Consider the following 18,108-nt stretch of genomic DNA (forward strand, 5'->3'; position numbering starts at 1 on the left):
GCTAAGTTTTGTAAGGGGATGGTGTATCGCTTCATTCAGATGTGGTGTGAAACTGAGATTGTCTCCCCTCTGAATCAGGGGAGGTTTGTTTTGATTCACTCAAGTCACTGATTAAAGCGACTTGAGCTTCTCTAACTGTTCTTCCAGCTCTCTCAGCACCACCTGGTTTTGTTCCAGCTTTGCTTTTTCGGCATCAACCAAATGAGCCGGTGCTTTGTTAACGAACTTTTCGTTATTCAGCTTGCCGCTGGCGCGCTTGATTTCGCCGTTGACCTTATCGATTTGTTTGTTGATGCGTTTGGTTTCTTCTTCTTTGTCAATCAAACCTGCCAGTGGTATGAGGATTTTCATTTGACCCAATAAGGCTGTTGCAGCTGCAGGCTCTTCATCGCCTTCAGTCAACAAAGAGACACGGTCTAAACGTGCCATGGTTTTCAACAAGTTGTTGTGGTTTGCTAAATGAGCACGATCGGTTTCATTGGTTTGCGCCAAAACCACATCAAGTGCTTTGGATGGTGGGATATTCATTTCACCACGGATTTGTCTGACACCCAAGGTGAAATTTTTGATCCATGTGATGGCTTCTTCAGCTTTGTCATCAATCAAAGTTTCATCGACAGATGGAAAAGCACTGATCATGATCGATTCGGTTTTCAGTTTCAATCTCTTTCGCACCTCTTGCCATATTTCTTCTGTGACATACGGCATGATGGGGTGCAGTAATCTGAGTGCTTGATCTAACACATACAATAAGGTGCTTTGAACTTGTTCTTTGTGTTCAGTTTTTAGCAAGGGTTTCGACAGTTCCAAGAACCAATCACAGTATTCATTCCAGAAGAAATCATAAATGGTCTGGCTGGCCAAATCCAAGCGGTAGCGATCCATGTGCTTGCGGTATTCGCTGATGCAGTGTTGTAATCGCGATAGAATCCACTTTTCCACGGTACTGGCCTGACTGGCATCAAAGGGTTGGGCTGTGTGACCTTCTGTGTTCATGAAAACAAAACGCGATGCGTTAAAGATCTTGTTGCAGAAATTGCGGTAACCCTCAACTCGACCCATATCGAAGTTGATGTCTCGACCGGTACTGGCCAAAGAGGCGAAAGTGAAACGCATCGCATCACAACCATAGGCTTTGATGCCGTCTGGAAATTCATCGCGTGTGGCTTTTTCAATTTTTGCCACTTTCTCTGGTTGGTCTTGCATCAATCCTTGGGTGCGCTTTTGTAACAGTTCATCTAAGCTGATGCCATCAATCAAATCAATCGGGTCTAAAACGTTGCCTTTTGATTTGGACATTTTCTGGCCATGAGAATCTCGCACCAAGCCATGGATATAAACCTCTTTAAAAGGTATGTTGTCCATGAACTTGATGCCCATCATGATCATTCTGGCCACCCAAAAAAAGATGATATCAAAGCCAGTCACCAACACATTGGTGGGGTAGTAGGTTTGTAGTTCTTTCGAGTTTTCAGGCCAGTCTAAAGTAGCAAAAGGCCACAATGCGGATGAAAACCAAGTGTCCAAAACGTCGTTGTCTTGGGTCAGTTTAAGCTCATCTGATAGACCGTGTTTGTCCCGCACCGCTTGTTCTGACATGCCGACATAAATGTTGTCGTTTTCATCATACCAAGCCGGTATGCGGTGTCCCCACCACAACTGGCGTGAGATGCACCAATCTTGAATGTCATTCATCCAAGCATAATAGGTATTTTTCCAATTATCGGGCACAAATTTAATGTCGCCGTTGTCAACTGCTTCAATCGCAGGTTTTGCCAGTGTTTTGGCATCGACATACCATTGATTGGTGAGCAATGGTTCAATTACATCACCCGAACGATCACCTCGAGGCACCATTAAAACATGCGGTTTGATTTCGACCAATAACCCTAACTGTTCCATCTCGGCCACCACTGCTTTTCTGGCTTCATATCGGGCCATGCCCCAGAAAGCCTCTGGGGTATTTTTGTTGATGGTGGCATCTTTGTTCAAAACATTGAGCATCGGCAAATCATGGCGTTTGCCCACTTCATAGTCATTGAAGTCATGTGCTGGGGTGATTTTGACACAGCCGGTGCCTTTCTCTGGGTCGGCGTGTTCATCACCCACAATAGGAATCAAACGATTACAAATAGGTAATAACACCTGCTGGCCAATTAAATGCTGAAAGCGCTCATCTTCGGGATTAACCGCCACAGCCGTATCGCCCAATAAGGTTTCAGGGCGGGTGGTGGCTATGGTTAAAAATTGATCAGTGGCGTTGCCATTGGCATCAGCCACAGGATAATTAAAATGCCACATGAAACCGTTTTCTTCTACTGACTCAACCTCAAGGTCGCTCAATGCAGTATTTAAGGTAGGGTCCCAGTTAACCAGTCTTTGACCGCGGTAAATCAAGCCTTCTTCATGTAAATCAACGAATACTTTCAATACCGCATCTGACAGGCCAGCATCCATGGTAAAGCGCTGACGTGACCAATCTGGTGATGCACCCATGCGACGTAATTGATTGGTGATGGTGTTTCCAGACTGTTCTTTCCATTCCCACACCTTTTTAACAAAAGCATCCCTACCTAATTCAACCCGAGAAGTGCCTTGGGCATTTAACTGACGCTCGACCACCATTTGGGTTGCAATGCCAGCATGGTCTGTTCCAGGTTGCCACAAGGTGTTTTTGCCTTGCATGCGTTGGTAACGAATCAAGGTATCCATGATGGTGTCTTGAAAGGCATGACCCATGTGTAAAGTGCCGGTGACGTTTGGTGGTGGAATCATGATGCAATATGATTCTTCGCCTTTATCATTGGGCTTAAAGTATCCGTTCTTCTCCCAAGTTTCATACCACTTGGTTTCGATTTGGGTTGGGTCGTATTTATCTATCATTTTGATTGTCAGTTGATTTACTCAATTTATTACTGCACAAGTCCACCCATCTGTCATCTTCGAATTTGGCGCAAGGATGACGTCATGGTCGCTGTTGTGTATTTTGCTTGGTTACTTTTGGCTTTCGTTGATCAAATATTGTACCAACATGGCCACAGGCCTGCCGGTTGCGCCTTCTTTTTTGCTGTTCCATGCAGTACCCGCGATATCGACATGCGCCCATTTCTGGCCGTCGGTGAAGCGTGACAAAAAACAACCTGCGGTGATGGTACCTGCTGGAAAGCCGCCAATGTTTTGCATGTCCGCAAAAGTGGTGTCTATTTGTTTTTGGTACTCATCCCACAATGGCAATTCCCAAACGCGATCGTGGGCTTGAAGCCCTGCTTGTTTTAAATCATCGTACAAGCCATCGGTTTTGGTCATGACGGCAGAGGCTTGGTGACCCAAAGCCACCACACAAGCACCTGTTAATGTAGCAAAATCAAGAATCACTGAAGGTTTGAACTCTTGGGCATAGGTCAGGGTGTCACATAAAATCATGCGACCCTCGGCATCGGTATTTAATACTTCGATGGTTTTACCCGAGTATGAGGTGATGACATCACCGGGGCGGTAGGCTTTACCATCGGGCATGTTTTCAACCGCAGGTACAAAGGTCAGCAAGTTGATTGGAAGCCCTAATTCTACGGCAGCAACAAAACCACCAATGACAGTAGCAGCGCCACACATGTCATATTTCATCTCATCCATGTTAGGGCCTGGTTTCAGCGAAATGCCACCGGTATCAAAGGTGATGCCTTTGCCCACCAGTGCAATCGGCGCATCGTCCTTGTTACCACCGTTGTATTTCAACACCACCATCTTGGGCTTGTTGGCACTGCCTTGGCCGACAGCCATCAGAGCGCCCATACCCATTTTTTTCATTTGTTTGTGATTCAGTACATTGATTTCACAACTGTCATTCTTGGCCGCAAACTTGCTGGCATAATCAGCGATGTAAGCAGGGGTGCAAATATTCGGTGGGTTGTTGCCTAAGTGTCTGGCAGCAGAAACCCCTGAGGCCATGGCTTTGGCTTGTTCAAAAGCAGTTGCCTGATCATCATTTACAGCCACTTCAATGGCTTTGAGTTTGTGCTTGTTGCCTTTTTTGAAACTTTTGGTGTCTTCATAGCGGTACTCACCATGAGCTGATGCCAAGGTAATCAATTTGGTGGCTTGTTCCGCATCAACATCACCGCAGCCGTTGGGTGCCATGAAGTTGGCCAGCGTTTCGACCCGACTTTTGGCGGCAGCTTGGGTGGCTTTGTGGGTGGCTTCATACAGGGCTGTTGCAGTGATTTTGTCTGCTTTGCCCATACCGATGACAGTGACGATTTGGCCGTTGCTGGCATACAGATTAACTGATTCACCCGCTTTGCCGGTTAAGTCTTGATTTTTTATTCGGTCAGCAAACTGAGATTGAATTTCTGATCCCAGTTGTTCAATCATGTCATTTTTATCCTGATCTTTATAGTGTGTGATGAGGACTTGGTCAGCTTGACTTGTGTCGATTGATTTATGGGTTGCTTTTAATTTCATGATTGCTCCAGAATTGAACGAACTGGACATTTTAATCAACCTGTATAATTTTAACCAGTGCTAATGCCATCTTTCATAATGTTAAATTTAGCCAACGATTATGATTTGGGGTTCTGCTAAAATACGCGGCTACTTTTAAAAAACCAGCCATGAACATTCTTGCCAACTACATTCGCAAACAGACCATGAAAACTTCATTGGTGGTTTTGATGTTGTTGTTCTTATTGATGGTTGGCACACTGTTCACCTCGACGTTGCGGTTAATTGCCCGTGGGGTATTACCACCTGAATTATTATTCATTGAGCTCAGTTTGCGTTCCGTCGATGTTTTATCGGTTTTGATTCCCTTGTCATTCTATCTGGGTGTGTTGGTTTCATTAAGCCAAATGTACCGCAACCAAGAGGCTGTGATACTACATGCCAGTGGCTGGTCGTCTAAAGACATACTGAAAGCCCTGTTACCATTGATGTGGGTGGTCTTTGCTTTGATAATGGTGGTGACATTGGTGCTCTCGCCGCAAGCGGCCAAACTGTCAAAGGAGCTGACCGCAGAAGCCAATAAGAACATTTCATTGATGGGACTGACTGAGGGCAAGTTCCAAAAGTTCTTTTCCAATGAAGGGGTGATTTTTGTCGAAAAAATTGATGTTGAGAATCAGCGTGTCGAGAACATATTTGCTAACATCTATCATCCTGACCGCATTGATACCCTCACGGCCGACTATGGTTATCAGTTTGAAGAAAATGGTCATAAATATGTGGCCTTATTCAATGGTTTCAGGAATGAAGGCAAGCCAGGTTCCAATGCTTACCAAATGATGCAGTTTCAAAGGAATGACATTCGCTTGCCTGATTTGGATGATCAGTTGGCTGATTTGGATGAAAAATCCAAGCCAACCCTAGAATTAATAAAGTCAGATGAACTGCTGGATAAAGCGCAGCTTCAATGGCGATTGAGCCCCGCATTTTCAGTATTGGTGTTGTTTGTGTTGGCAGTGGCATTGGCAAAAACTTCACACCGTGAGGCCAAGTTCATTAATTTGGTGGTGGGATTGTTGGCATATATATTCATGGTTAATTTATTGACCATTGGTCATTCGATGTTGGAACAAGGTAGTATTCCCATTCAAATGGGGCTTTGGTGGGTGTATGCCATCGTGTTGTTTTATGCCGCTTGGCGCTTGTTGAAACTGGATGGGCCTAAAGCAACACATCAGTCTGTAGCAGTGGTGGGTGAGTCTTGATGGGCATACTCAATCGTTATATTTTCAAAACTTTTTCCAGTGGCTTGTTGCTGGCAGTGGTCTTATTGTTGGCCATAGATGTGTTGTTTAATTTGATTAAGGAGCTCAATGACATCACTTCGGTGTATACCTTAGGTGATGTATTCTTTTATGTGATGCTCACCATACCCAGCAAAGTTTATGAGCTATTTCCCGTCAGTGTGGTGGTGGCAGTGGTGGTCAGTTTGGGTGCTTTAGCCAGTGGCTCAGAGTTGGTGGTGATGATGGCCTCAGGTGTGAGTAAACTGAAAGTGGCTCGAACTGTGCTGGCCAGTGTGGCTTTGTGGTTGGTGTTGGTGGTATTAATGGGCGAGTATGTGGCGCCGGCTGGTGAGCAGATGGCGCAACAGTTTCGCAATGAACAAGTCTCTATGGGCAAAGCAACTTCTGCATCCAATGCCATCTGGTTGCGCGATGATGATGTGATTTTTCGCACCGACCAAATGAGAAAAGATGCGGCAGATGGTTCTTATGAATTAATTGATGTCACAGTGTTTGAGCTGGAACAGAAAAAATTAGTCAGGGTTTCAAAGGCCAAACAGGCCACTTTTAAAGATCAACAATGGCTATTAAACGATTTGGAAATATCGGAATTTACCAGTCAGGGCGTTAGAACATCAAGCTTGGCCAGCCAGCAATGGGATTCAAGAATTCGACCTGAAATTTTAAACATCAGTACCACCAGACCGAAATATTTAAGTGTCAGAGACATCAAGAAATTCAAGCAGTTCAATGGCGACAGTGGCAGCTTACAATCCTCTTATGCCATTGCCCAATGGTCCAAACTGGCCTTTCCGTTATTGGTGTTTGCCACAGCATTGTGCGGCGTGGTGGTGCTATTTGGTCAAGCCCGGGCCGGCGGCTTTGCCCAACGACTGGTGATGGGCATTGTTATTGGTATAGTGGTTTACTTGATTAATAAAACTTTCCTTAATTATGGTGAGGTGTACCACGTTAATCCTGTGTTGGTTACTGTACTGCCCTCGTTGCTGCTCAGTGCTTTTTTGTTGCTGAGTTTGGCTGGGAAACTGAAGCTCAGTTGATATCAGCTGTTATTTTGATTTTTCACTGACATCTATGACGCGCTGTTTACAAGCCATGTCCATCCAAGTAAGGTTATTGAGGTTGAATCTTCTGCTCCACCAACCCAGACCCAATAAAGCCGTTGAGAATATGCCGACCAAAAATCGCCAAGTGACATCAGGCCAAGTTAATTGTTGGTGATTTTCAATTTTGATTTTCCATGCTCGCATGCCCAAAGTTTGTCCGCCCAATTTCCAAGAATAAGCAAAATATAAAAATACTTCCAAGAACAAAATCGCTTGCAGCCAGAACGTTCGAGGCTGTACTTCTTGGCCCTGTCTGAACAAGATCAAAATAAGTGACGTTGTGAGAAATAAGGCTAAAATAGGAAAAATGTCGTAGACAAGTGCGGCAAGGTGTTTCCAAAGTTGGCTTTTATACATATTTTCTATTTTATCTCTAAAGCATTGTGGTGCATGGATTTTAAAGAAATTTGGTGTCAATTGGTAAGGAAAAAAAAAGAAAATTTATGTAATTATTCCTTTAATTTTTTAAAAAAGGCAGTTATTCTTGTTCCCCACTAAGTCGAGTGCGGAGTGATTTTTGTTACATAAACTTGTGAAAGTTACGTCTAAAAAGTCATTTCCCCACATTTTCTTAAACTTAATTAATGGAAGGGAAGGTATGTTGATATCTCAAATTTCTAAAGTTTCTATTACCAAAAATTTGGTGATATTGGCTTTATTGGTAACTTCAATGGCAAGTTTTGCCCAGTTACAAACAGCCGTGCAAGTCGTTACAAACAGCAACACAGCGGCAGAAAGCTCACAAAAGAACATTGATCGCTTGAGTGATCAAACCGAGGAATTATTGGTTCAATACCGGACCGTTATTTCAGAAATTGAAAGTTTGACCGTATACAATCAGCAGTTGGAGTCTGTGGTTAATGACCAAAACTCACAAATTCAATCTATGAATAACCAAATGACAGAGTTGGAATCAACCAACAGAGCTGTGGTGCCAATGGTCATTGAAATGGTTGACATGTTAAGACAGATTGTTGAGTCTGATGTGCCTTTCAGAATCAATGAGCGCATCAAGCGAGTTGAAACTTTAGAAAGCATGCTGAATGCATCTAACGTGACCACTTCTGAGAAATACCGAAAAGTAACCGAAGCGTATCAAATCGAATTGGATTACGGTCGCTCAGTTTCAACCTATCAAGCAGATATTGATGGTGGTGTTAAAGTTAACTTCTTACAAATTGGTAGAACAGCTTTGTTATACCAAACATTGGATGAAAAGAGTTCTGGTTGGTACAACACCAACACCAATCAATTTGAGCCTTTGGATGATCGTTACAATGCATCCATCAAGGAAGGTATCAGAATTGCTGCCAAACAAGCTGCGCCTAACTTAGTAGGCCTGCCCATTTTGTTTGACGTTGCAGGAGAATAAGACATGAAAAAAATGATCATTACTTTTATTGTTATGGGAATGATGTCGTCTTTTGCTAACGCGCAAGACATGACATTGGATCAATTGGTTGACGTGGTTAAGCGGGCTGCAACAGAGAGCTCACAAGTCAACAAACAACGCGAAGCCACTTTCAAACGTGAACGCGATCAACAAAGTCGCCTATTATCAGAAGCAAGGGCTCAATTAGCTGCCTTAGAAAGACGCACCGAAGAATTGAAGCTGGCTTTTGATGAAAACGAAATCACTTTGGCCGACTTGGAAACCACATTGGCTGAAAGGGCTGGTAACTTGGGTGAAATGGCCGGTACAGTTAAAGTATTGGCTGGCGATTTGCGTTCTGCTATCGAAGAATCTATGACTTCTGCTGAGATTGATGACAGGGTTGAATTTCTGACTCAATTGGCATCGCAATCAAAATTGCCTAACATCCAAGAGTTACGTAAACTTTGGTATGAGATGCAAAGAGAGATTGTTGAAGAAGGTAAAATTTCTAGATTCAATACCAGCATCCGTGATGAAAGCGGTGAGATTGAAAACGGTGTCCAAGTGATTCGTGTGGGTACTTTCAATGCCTTTGATGCCGATGGCAATTTCTTGGTTTGGAAATCAGCAGCTGATGCAGGTACTGGAACAGGTAAAGGTGAATTGCAACGTTTGCAGAAGCAACCTTCTGCACAATATGCTGGCATGGCCAAAAGTTTCGTCAGCTCACAACCAGGTGAATTGGCACAAGTACCAGTTGATTACACCCGTGGCACCATTCTTCAGTTGGTGGTACAAACACCAAGTATCGAAGAAAAAATCAAACAAGGTGGACCAGTTGGTTATGTGATTCTGTCACTGGGTGCTTTCGGTTTGATTATTGCCCTCATCAAGTTCTTCATGCTGTTGGGCTCAGGCGGTAAGATGAAATCTCAGTTGAAGAAGAAACAGCCTAACCAAAACAATGCGCTGGGTCGTATCATGTCTGTTTATACAGAAAATCCTGATTCAGACATTGAGACTATGGAGCTGAAACTGGATGAAGCAATTCTCAGAGAGACTGGCCCATTAGAGTCAGGCTTATCATTCATTAAAGTTCTGTATGTGATTGCACCTTTGTTGGGTCTATTAGGTACTGTAGTCGGTATGATTCAGACTTTCCAAATGATCACATTGATGGGTACAGGTGATCCTAAATCTATGGCTGGTGGTATTTCGATGGCACTGGTAACTACGGTATTGGGTCTGGTCGTAGCCATTCCGTTGACCGTATTGCATTCTGTATTGCAGTCTATGGCAAGAAAACAAACGCAAGTTCTTGAAGAGCAAAGTGCGGGTATTGTTGCCAAAATGGCGGAGAAATAAAGATGTTTTGGCTCAAAGAGCGATGGTATGACATTTTATCTTTCATCGATATGGGTGGCCCAGTGCTCTGGGCCATCATGGTATTGTTGTTTGTCATGTGGTTGATGATTCTTGAGCGTTCTTGGTATTACTTTGTGACTTACCCGAAATTGAGGAACAGAATCATTTCAGAATGGGAATCACGCGAAGATACCACAACTTGGTATGCCAAAAGAATCAAAGAATCAAAAGTATCCGAGGCCTCGATTGAATTGCGCTCAGGGCTGGGATTGTTGGAAGCCCTGGTTGCCATCAGTCCGTTGTTTGGTTTGTTCGGAACGGTTTACGGCATGTTGCAGGTTTTTGACATCATGGCGATTGCTGGTACCAGTAACGCCCGAGCGATGGCTGGAGGTGTTTCTAAGGCAACCATCCCGACCATGGCCGGTATGGTGGCTGCTTTGTCAGGAGTGTTCTTTACGACTTACTTCAAACACAAAGCCATTGTCGAATCCGAGAAACTAGAAGACAGGATGCAATCACATTAATGATTTTGAACTTTTTGATTGAATCAAAGTCCGAAATACTAGAAGCAGAGAAAAAATATGAAAAAAAGACATTTTCGAGAAGACGAAGCAGAAATTAACATCACGCCCATGTTGGACGTGGTGTTCATTATGTTAATCTTCTTTATTGTTACCACTTCATTTGTAAAAGAAACGGGTGTTGAGATTTCACGTCCGAGTAGCTCTCAAGCCAAGCAAGTGAAAAAAGGTAACATCTTAGTCGCCATCAAAGAAGATGGTATTATTTGGATTAATAAACAAGAAGTTGACCTCAGGGCTGTGCGTTCTCGAGTAGAGAAAATGCATGCAGAGAACCCAGAAGCCAGTGCTGTGATCATTGCTGATCGTGGTTCGAGAACGGGTGATTTAGTAGAAGTAATGGACCAAATTAAATCTGCTGGTGTTGCCAGTATTTCTATCGCAGCTGAAAAAGGTCAGGGGTAATTTTATGAGTTTGCCACGTTACATTATGGTTGCTATTATTGCTGCAGTGATAACTGTTGTGTTGTATCTTGTGATGCATGCACTGGTCAGTCAAGCAGCAAAAAATAACAGCGGTGATGGCGATTTGCCTGCGATTGACTTCACCAAGGTAAAACTTGATGAAGAAGTCAGACAGCGCAAAAGGGTTATTCCTAAGAAGCCACCACCACCAAAAGAGCCACCACCACCACCAAAAATGAATGTTCAACAGAACCAGCAGGTTGTTAATAACATGCCAACACCCAACATTCCAAATCTTGATTTGGGCGTTGGAGGAGACGGACCATTCTTGGGTGCAGTTGGTCAAGTCAACATGACTGAAGAAGGTGGGGTCATTCCTATTGTAAGGATTGCACCACAATATCCTCGAAAGGCTCTAATGGCTAAAATCGAAGGTTGGGTTAAAGTTAAATTCACCATCACGCCAACAGGTACGGTTTCTAATCCAGAAGTTGTGGATGCCAAGCCCAGGCGAATTTTTGACAGAGAGGCCATCAGGGCGATCTTAAAATTCAAATTCAAGCCTAAGGTTGTCAATGGTCAAGGTGTTGAGCAGGTAGCTACTCAAACCATTGAATTTGATTTACCTGACGACTAATTTCAGAGGCAGTAATTATGTATAAAAAAATTCTTATCACACTTTTTTGTTTTTCGACATTAGCAGTTCATGCTGCTGCATTAAAAACTGATAATCCAGTCAGAAAACCTTCTGGTCAAGTTGGTGTGATGTCTGAACCACAGAGCAAAAAAATTACCAAATACAGCGAAATGTTAGCTGATGAAAAATACGCTGAAGCAAAATCAGGCTTGACGGCCATGGTTTCTAGATCTGGTGTCAGTGATTATGTACAAGCGGTAATTTACCAATTGCTTGGTCATATAGATTCATTACAAGGAAATTACACAGCATCTGCAGCTAATTTTAAAAAATCTATCGACCTAGATGCCATGCCTAACACCACACACTTTGGCATGATGCTGCAGTATGCGCAATTGTTGATGTTAGGCGACAACCATGCAGGTGGGTTGAGAGCACTTGATGAGTATTTTGCTGTGGTGGATGAAATTCCTTCATCTGCTTTTGCTATCAAAGCCAATGCGCATGCACAATTAGAACAGTTTCGTGAAGGTAAAGCAGCTATCAAGCAAGCCATTCAACTTGAAGAAAAACCCAAGGAGTCATGGTACCAACTTTTATTAGCCTTTCATTCAGAGTTGACTGAATACCGCGAGATGGCTGAGGTGTTGAACATTTTAATAACAATGTCGCCTGATAAGAAAACGTATTGGATGCAACTCTCATCGGTTTACTTTACGCTGAAAGATGACAAACGTTCATTGGCAGTATTGGAGTTAGCTAAAAAGAAAAATTTGTTGGAAAAAGAAACTGATTACATGCAGCTTTTTAAGATGTATTCATATAACAGTATTCCTTATAAGGCTGCTGAAACATTGCAAGAAGCCTTGGACGCCAATAAAGTTGAGTCAAATTTTAAGAATTGGAAACAGGCTGGCGCTGTTTGGTACGAAGCCAGAGAATTAAAAAAAGCTCTGGCTGCCTATGACAAAGCCAGTGGTTATGCCACTGATGGTGACATGGATTTGACACGATCCTATTTGTACCTGGATTTGGAAGATTGGTCAAAAGCCATTGAATCAATAACCTCTGCATTACAGAAAGGTGGTTTAGATGACAACAAAACAGGCAATGCCTGGTTGATGTTGGGCATGAGTCACGCCAGTTTGAAAAATTATTCCCAAGCCAGAACTGCTTTTAATAATGCAGTCAAATACAGCAAAGCCAGAGGCAATGCTGAACAGTGGTTGAATCACTTGACTACACTAGAACGAAAAGCTGCGCAACAAACAGCCAGCAGCGGACCATAATTAATCATCATGTATCGTGAGGGCTTGGTGGCAACATCAAGCCCTTTTTTTATGGTTTTTTATAATCACTTTGTTATGACAAAAACCATTAATTCGCATTAGCGATGGAAATTTCACGTCTTTTGGTTAGAATGTCACGAGAAATATGAAACAATATGTGCTTTTATCGGTCATATTGGTAACTAGATAGAAGGATAAACAATGAATAAATTAATTACTTTGGCATTATTGCTACTGACAAGCACGGTTTTTGCCAATGCTGATATTGAAAAATACAAAGCGGCTTTGAGTAAAGTCACATCTTCTAACATTAAGGTCATTTCTGTGGCAGACACCCCAGTAAAAGGCATCAAAGAGATTTTGGTTGATGGTGGCCGTGGCAGTGAAATTCTATACATCTCTGAAGATGGTAAATACATTGTCAATGGCAGCTTATTTGACATTGAAAACAGGGTTGATTTGACTGATCAAAAAAAATCAGTCTTACGTAAAGAACTGTTAGCTGATATGGGTGATTCACAAAGAATCAATTTTTACCCTGAAGACATGAAATACCATGTCACTGTATTCACTGATATTGATTGTGGTTATTGTCGTAAGTTACATGCCGAAATGCAACAGTACAATGACTTGGGTATAGGGGTTTCCTACTTGTTTTTCCCGCGAGCTGGTTTGAAATCAGGTTCCTATGACAAAGCAGTGAACGTTTGGTGTGCTGCAGACCAACAACAAGCCATGACTTTAGCAAAAGCGGGCGAAACGGTTGAACCTAAAACCTGTGATAACCCAATCACGGCACATTATAACGCTGGTGTTTCTGCCGGTGTCTCTGGTACACCCGCATTGGTTCTGGACAACGGAACCATCATGCCGGGTTATCTTCCACCTGCTCAGTTGAAACAGCGCCTTGATGCCTTAAGCATGCAATAAGACTTCACGGATTGAACGACAAACCGGCATCACTTAAAGTGATTGCCGGTTTTTTTATGCAATAAAACTGCTTTTTGTCTTGGTTTCTTACGAGTGGGTTTAACATCATGTAAAATACCGGTTTTTTTAAACTGCTCAAAACATGAATTTTCAGCTGCTCACTTTCGTTGGATCAACAGTCTATTCACCATTCAGGCTTGATAAAATCAATCAGGAACTGCACCAAAAAGACAGTCAACAAAACCTCAATGATGCCCATTACTTCTATGTGGTGGAATGCACAGATGAATTAACAACAGAACAAATCAATCAGGTTGAGCAGTTGTTGAATGCACGGTTATTCGATCAAACCATATCGACCAAACAACTGATCATTATGCCCCGTGCTGGAACCATCTCACCTTGGTCAACCAAAGCCACTGATATTTTTGATCACTGTGGTTTAGAAAACATCAACCGAGTTGAAGCGGGCAGGTTAGTTACTTTGGCGCACCAAAGCCAAGACAGTTTGAACATCATTCATGACAAAATGACTGAAGGTTGTTACCAGAGCAGTGGTGAGTTGAAAGCATTGTTCGATCATCATCAGCCGGCAGCGGTAAGTGTGGTTGATATCCATACAAATGGCAAACAGGCAATCGATGACATGAACCAATCATTGGGCTTGGCCTTATCGGACGATGAAATCGATTATTTGTATGGACAATACAGAGCGGCTGATAAATTACCAACAGATGTAGAGCTGATGATGTTTGCTCAAGCTAACTCAGAGCATTGTCGGCATAAAATATTTAATGCCCAATGGCACATAGATGATGAGGAACAACCTTGGTCTTTATTTAAAATGATTAAAAACACTGAGGCCAAAACATCACAGCCAGCACTGTCAGCATACAAAGACAATGCGGCGGTATTCAGTGGTGGTCAAGGTGTGCGCATGACCACCGATAAGAACAACCAGTACCACGCGCAGAGCCAAGAGATCGATGTGTTGATTAAGGTTGAAACCCACAACCACCCAACTGGCATTGAACCATTCGCAGGTGCGGCCACTGGATCAGGTGGTGAAATCAGAGACGAGGCGGCCACTGGTCAAGGAGCCAGACCTAAAGCAGGACTGTGTGGGTTTTCAGTCAGTCATTTGCACATCCCAGGATATGCCCAAACTTGGGAAACACATTCCCCGGGTACGCCTGAACGCATGGCTACAGCTTTTGAAATCATGCAAAAAGGGCCCATTGGTGCTGCTGCATTTAACAACGAATTTGGCCGCCCAAACATCTGTGGTTATTTCCGTAATTTTGAAATCAACTCAGGGCAAGAAAATCAATGGCGTGGTTACCACAAACCAATTATGTTGGCTGGTGGCTTGGGTAACATCAACCACGTTCACACCACCAAACAAGATACCTTGGCGGGTGATTATGTGGTGGTCCTGGGTGGCCCGGCCATGTTGATAGGTCTGGGTGGTGGCGCGGCCAGTTCGATCACCAGTGTTGATGGTCAAGAAGATTTAGACTTTGCTTCCGTACAAAGGGGTAACCCGGAAATGCAACGGCGCTGTCAGGAAGTCATAGACCGCTGTTGGTTCAAAGAGTCTGAGAGTCCAATTCGTTCGATTCATGATGTCGGTGCAGGCGGGCTTTCTAATGCCATTCCTGAGATTCTCGATGATGCAGCCTTGGGTGGTGAGATTGAATTAAGGCGCTTGCAGATAGACCATGTTTCTATGTCTCCCATGGAAATCTGGTGTAATGAATCACAAGAGCGTTATGTGTTGACGATCAAACCTGAAAAATTGATTGAGTTTGAACAAATATGTCACCGCGAGCGTTGTCCTTATGCCATCATGGGTCAAGCCACTGCCGAGCAAACATTAACGGTCAATGATGAGTTGTTTGAAAACAAGCCAGTAGATATTCCCATGAGCTTATTGTTTGGCAACACGCCAAGAACAGTCATCGATATAGAAGCTGAAAAACCACAATTGCAACCATTCAAGCCTTCCAGTTTGGGCTTACGTGAACAGCTTGAGCAGGTTTTGCGTTTCCCCACCGTTGCCAGTAAGAAATACCTGATTACCATCGGTGATCGTACCGTGTCTGGCTTGATTCATCGTGACCAGATGGTTGGTCCTTGGCAGGTACCAGTGGCAGATTGTGGTATTACTTTGAGGGATTACAATTCATTGGCCGGTGAAGCAATGGCGGTTGGTGAACGCACGCCTCTGGCACTGATGAATCCTGCAGCATCTGCGCGCATGGCGGTCACCGAAGCTTTGACCAATTTAATGGGCGTTGGCATCAAAAAATTAAGTGACATCAAAATCTCAGCCAACTGGATGGCAGCCAGTGCATCGCCCGGTGAATACCAAGCGTTATATGAGGCGGTAAAAGCAATTGGACTTGAGCTTTGTCCAGCGCTGGATATCGGCATTCCGGTAGGCAAAGATTCAATGTCGATGCAAACCAGCTGGCAAGACGGTGACGAACAAAAAACAGTGGTTGCGCCTTTGTCTCTGATTATTTCAGCCTTTGCGCCTGTAGACAACGTCAGCAAACACGTCACGCCACAATTGTCGGCTCAAACTGGCAGTTGTCTGTATTTGCTTGATTTAGCTGGTGGCAAACAACGTTTGGGCGGTTCAGTTTTGTACCAAAGTCAAAACCAAATGGGTGATGAATGTGCTGATTTGAATCACCCTGAGTTATTGGCTAAAACGTTCGCCTTCATGCAGGCGGCTGTTGCTGAAGAAATCATCAGTGCCTGCCATGATCGTTCTGATGGTGGATTGGCGACCACTGTGATTGAAATGGCCATGGCCGGACATTGTGGAGTGAAGCTAGATGTGTCTGAGTTTGCAGGTGAGCTGGATGCCATTTTGTTCAATGAAGAGCCTGGTCTGGTGGTTGAAGTGACTGCTGATCAAATCACAACGTTCAACACCATGCTGGCGGAACATGAGCTCAATGAGTCAGTCCATTTGATTGGTGAAGTAACAGCGGATGAAAATGTGAGGGTCATAAACAATGATGTCAATGAAGCTTGGGCTTTGAGCAATCTGGAGAAAATTTGGTCTGAAACCAGTCATCACATGGCATCAAATCGTGATAATCCTAAAGTGGTGGCACAAGAGTTCGCAGGTATCACCGCGGATAACCCGGGAATCAGACCATCGGTAGATTTTGATTTCAGTCATGAAGTGATTGCTGAAGTTGATCTGGCACAACAACCACGTGTGGCCATCCTGCGAGAACAGGGCGTGAATGGTCAGAATGAAATGGCCGCTGCTTTCATGCGAGCTGGTTTTCTGGCAACAGATGTTCATATGCAGGACTTAATCGATGCCAAGATCAGTTTGAATGAGTTTGATGGGTTGGTTGCTTGTGGTGGTTTTTCCTACGGTGATGTGTTGGGTGCAGGCCAAGGCTGGGCCAAAACCATTCTATTCAATGACCAATTAAGACGAGCTTTCAGTCAGTTTTTTGTCGATGAAAACAAATTTGCTTTGGGGGTGTGTAACGGCTGTCAAATGTTGTCAGCACTGCGTGAAATCATTCCGGGCACAGCGCATTGGCCAGACTTCAAGCGCAATGAAAGTGAACAATTTGAGGCGCGTTTCTCGCAGCTAACAATAAACGACAGTGACAGTATTTTCTTCAAAGGAATGGCTGGTGCCCAAATACCAGTGGCCATCGCACATGGAGAGGGGCGGGCACAGTTTGAGCAAACAGGTTCAGCTGCAGATTCTATCGCCGCGCAGTATATAGACAATTATGGAAAGGTTAGCATGCAGTATCCATTCAATCCAAATGGCTCTGAACAAGCAGTGGCTGCTGTCAGTGGAGCTGGTGGTAGGGTGTTGGCTATGATGCCACATCCAGAGCGGGTTTTCAGGACAGCACAAATGTCATACGCACCTGCTGACTGGGGTGAGAATTCACCGTGGATGAGAATGTTTTATAATGCCAGATTATTTGTCAGTTGAGATAAGGTGAAAGTGGCCATGCTATTGAATCTATGAAGTCGCCCATCAAAGAATTATTTTTCAGCGCTCTGCTGTTTTTGCCGTTGTGTTTCTTTATTTGGTTCTTTGCAGCCTCGGTGTGGGTATTGCCTGTTAAATGGTTGGCCGATGCCGTGCTTTCTGCTTGGCAGCCTGATTTGTTCAATGGCATCACCCAGCAACAGTTTTTGTTTCAAGTTCAAACCTTGATATTTCCACAAGACTTTGCTGGACAATCGGCGCAATTGGCGGTGTTGGATGTCACCGTGAACCCGATGAAATATGGTTATGGTTTGGCGGTGTTCAGTGGCTTGGTGATTTCTGTGCCAGATTTATCAATGTCTAAAAGGGTGGTGCAGCTAATGATTGGTTTTGCGGTGGTCAGTGTGGTGCAAGCCAATGGGGTGTTTTGGGAAACCTGTAAGTCTTTGTTATTCTCTGGTGGCGGTGACGCTTTTGCTGCTATTGATGCCACAGGCATCAGTCATAATTTGGTGGCTGCGATGTATCAAATGTCCTACTTGATTTTTCCAGCCGTGATTCCAATCGTACTTTGGGTCTTGTTGAATCGACAATTTATCGAGAAGATCACACAACTGAACGACCACAAAATGTCATAATAACCACTGCCAAAATAATAATGAGAAACTTTGTGATGAGTCTA

General features: G+C 43.7%; 14 protein-coding genes. 11 read left to right on the plus strand and 3 right to left on the minus strand.

Annotated features, from left to right (window positions below):
• Positions 1 to 111: 111 nt before the first annotated feature.
• Together QNI24_RS04485 and QNI24_RS04490 are read right to left on the minus strand one after the other, a co-directional pair.
• Positions 112 to 2,883: a valine--tRNA ligase gene (locus tag QNI24_RS04485; RefSeq protein WP_323373309.1), complete on the minus strand. Its 2,772-nt coding sequence runs from the start codon at positions 2,881 to 2,883 to the stop codon at positions 112 to 114.
• Positions 2,884 to 2,994: 111 nt separating this feature from the next.
• Positions 2,995 to 4,461 carry a leucyl aminopeptidase gene (locus tag QNI24_RS04490; protein ID WP_267175089.1) on the minus strand — a complete coding sequence of 489 codons (1,467 nt, stop codon included), beginning with the start codon at positions 4,459 to 4,461 and terminating at the stop codon, positions 2,995 to 2,997.
• Positions 4,462 to 4,610: 149 nt separating this feature from the next.
• Between QNI24_RS04490 and lptF the strand changes: the two genes are divergently transcribed.
• Together lptF and lptG are read left to right on the plus strand one after the other, a co-directional pair.
• Positions 4,611 to 5,705, plus strand: coding sequence for an LPS export ABC transporter permease LptF (gene lptF / locus QNI24_RS04495; RefSeq protein ID WP_267175090.1), 1,095 nt, complete (start codon positions 4,611 to 4,613; stop codon positions 5,703 to 5,705).
• The gene (lptG, locus tag QNI24_RS04500; protein ID WP_267175091.1) at positions 5,705 to 6,787 is read left to right on the plus strand and encodes an LPS export ABC transporter permease LptG; all 1,083 of its coding nucleotides are present in this window, start codon (positions 5,705 to 5,707) and stop codon (positions 6,785 to 6,787) included. The genes lptF and lptG overlap by 1 nt, the downstream gene beginning before the upstream one ends.
• 9 nt (positions 6,788 to 6,796) lie before the next feature.
• On the opposite strand, the gene QNI24_RS04505 is transcribed toward lptG, so the two are convergent.
• Positions 6,797 to 7,210, minus strand: a complete 414-nt coding sequence (locus QNI24_RS04505) for an RDD family protein (protein ID WP_267175092.1) — start codon at positions 7,208 to 7,210, stop codon at positions 6,797 to 6,799.
• 241 nt (positions 7,211 to 7,451) lie between these two features.
• Here QNI24_RS04505 and QNI24_RS04510 point away from each other — a divergent pair, with 241 nt between their 5' ends.
• The 9 genes from QNI24_RS04510 (at position 7,452) to QNI24_RS04550 (ending at position 18,064) form a co-directional block, all read left to right on the plus strand.
• Entirely contained in the window at positions 7,452 to 8,225 is a 774-nt protein-coding gene (locus QNI24_RS04510) for a DUF3450 domain-containing protein (protein ID WP_267175093.1), read from the plus strand.
• A gap of 3 nt (positions 8,226 to 8,228) precedes the next feature.
• Positions 8,229 to 9,593: a MotA/TolQ/ExbB proton channel family protein gene (locus QNI24_RS04515; RefSeq protein WP_267175094.1), complete on the plus strand. Its 1,365-nt coding sequence runs from the start codon at positions 8,229 to 8,231 to the stop codon at positions 9,591 to 9,593.
• A gap of 2 nt (positions 9,594 to 9,595) precedes the next feature.
• Entirely contained in the window at positions 9,596 to 10,120 is a 525-nt protein-coding gene (locus QNI24_RS04520; protein WP_267175095.1) for a MotA/TolQ/ExbB proton channel family protein, read from the plus strand.
• Between the two features lie 57 nt (positions 10,121 to 10,177).
• Positions 10,178 to 10,582, plus strand: coding sequence for an ExbD/TolR family protein (locus tag QNI24_RS04525; RefSeq protein WP_267175096.1), 405 nt, complete (start codon positions 10,178 to 10,180; stop codon positions 10,580 to 10,582).
• Between the two features lie 4 nt (positions 10,583 to 10,586).
• Positions 10,587 to 11,219: an energy transducer TonB gene (locus tag QNI24_RS04530; protein WP_267175097.1), complete on the plus strand. Its 633-nt coding sequence runs from the start codon at positions 10,587 to 10,589 to the stop codon at positions 11,217 to 11,219.
• 17 nt (positions 11,220 to 11,236) lie between these two features.
• On the plus strand, positions 11,237 to 12,508 hold the full coding sequence (locus QNI24_RS04535; RefSeq protein WP_267175098.1) for a tetratricopeptide repeat protein: 1,272 nt from the start codon (positions 11,237 to 11,239) through the stop codon (positions 12,506 to 12,508).
• A 201-nt stretch (positions 12,509 to 12,709) separates the two neighbouring features.
• Positions 12,710 to 13,438 carry a thioredoxin fold domain-containing protein gene (locus tag QNI24_RS04540; protein ID WP_267175099.1) on the plus strand — a complete coding sequence of 243 codons (729 nt, stop codon included), beginning with the start codon at positions 12,710 to 12,712 and terminating at the stop codon, positions 13,436 to 13,438.
• A 142-nt stretch (positions 13,439 to 13,580) separates the two neighbouring features.
• Positions 13,581 to 17,426: a phosphoribosylformylglycinamidine synthase gene (gene purL / locus QNI24_RS04545; protein ID WP_267175100.1), complete on the plus strand. Its 3,846-nt coding sequence runs from the start codon at positions 13,581 to 13,583 to the stop codon at positions 17,424 to 17,426.
• A gap of 32 nt (positions 17,427 to 17,458) precedes the next feature.
• A complete protein-coding gene (locus QNI24_RS04550) occupies positions 17,459 to 18,064 on the plus strand; it encodes an exosortase H-associated membrane protein (RefSeq protein ID WP_267175101.1) in 606 nt (201 codons plus the stop codon).
• Positions 18,065 to 18,108: the final 44 nt, after the last annotated feature.

The sequence above is a fragment of the Marinicella marina genome, from assembly GCF_030065545.1.
GTDB classification, from domain to species: Bacteria; Pseudomonadota; Gammaproteobacteria; order Xanthomonadales; family Marinicellaceae; genus Marinicella; species Marinicella marina.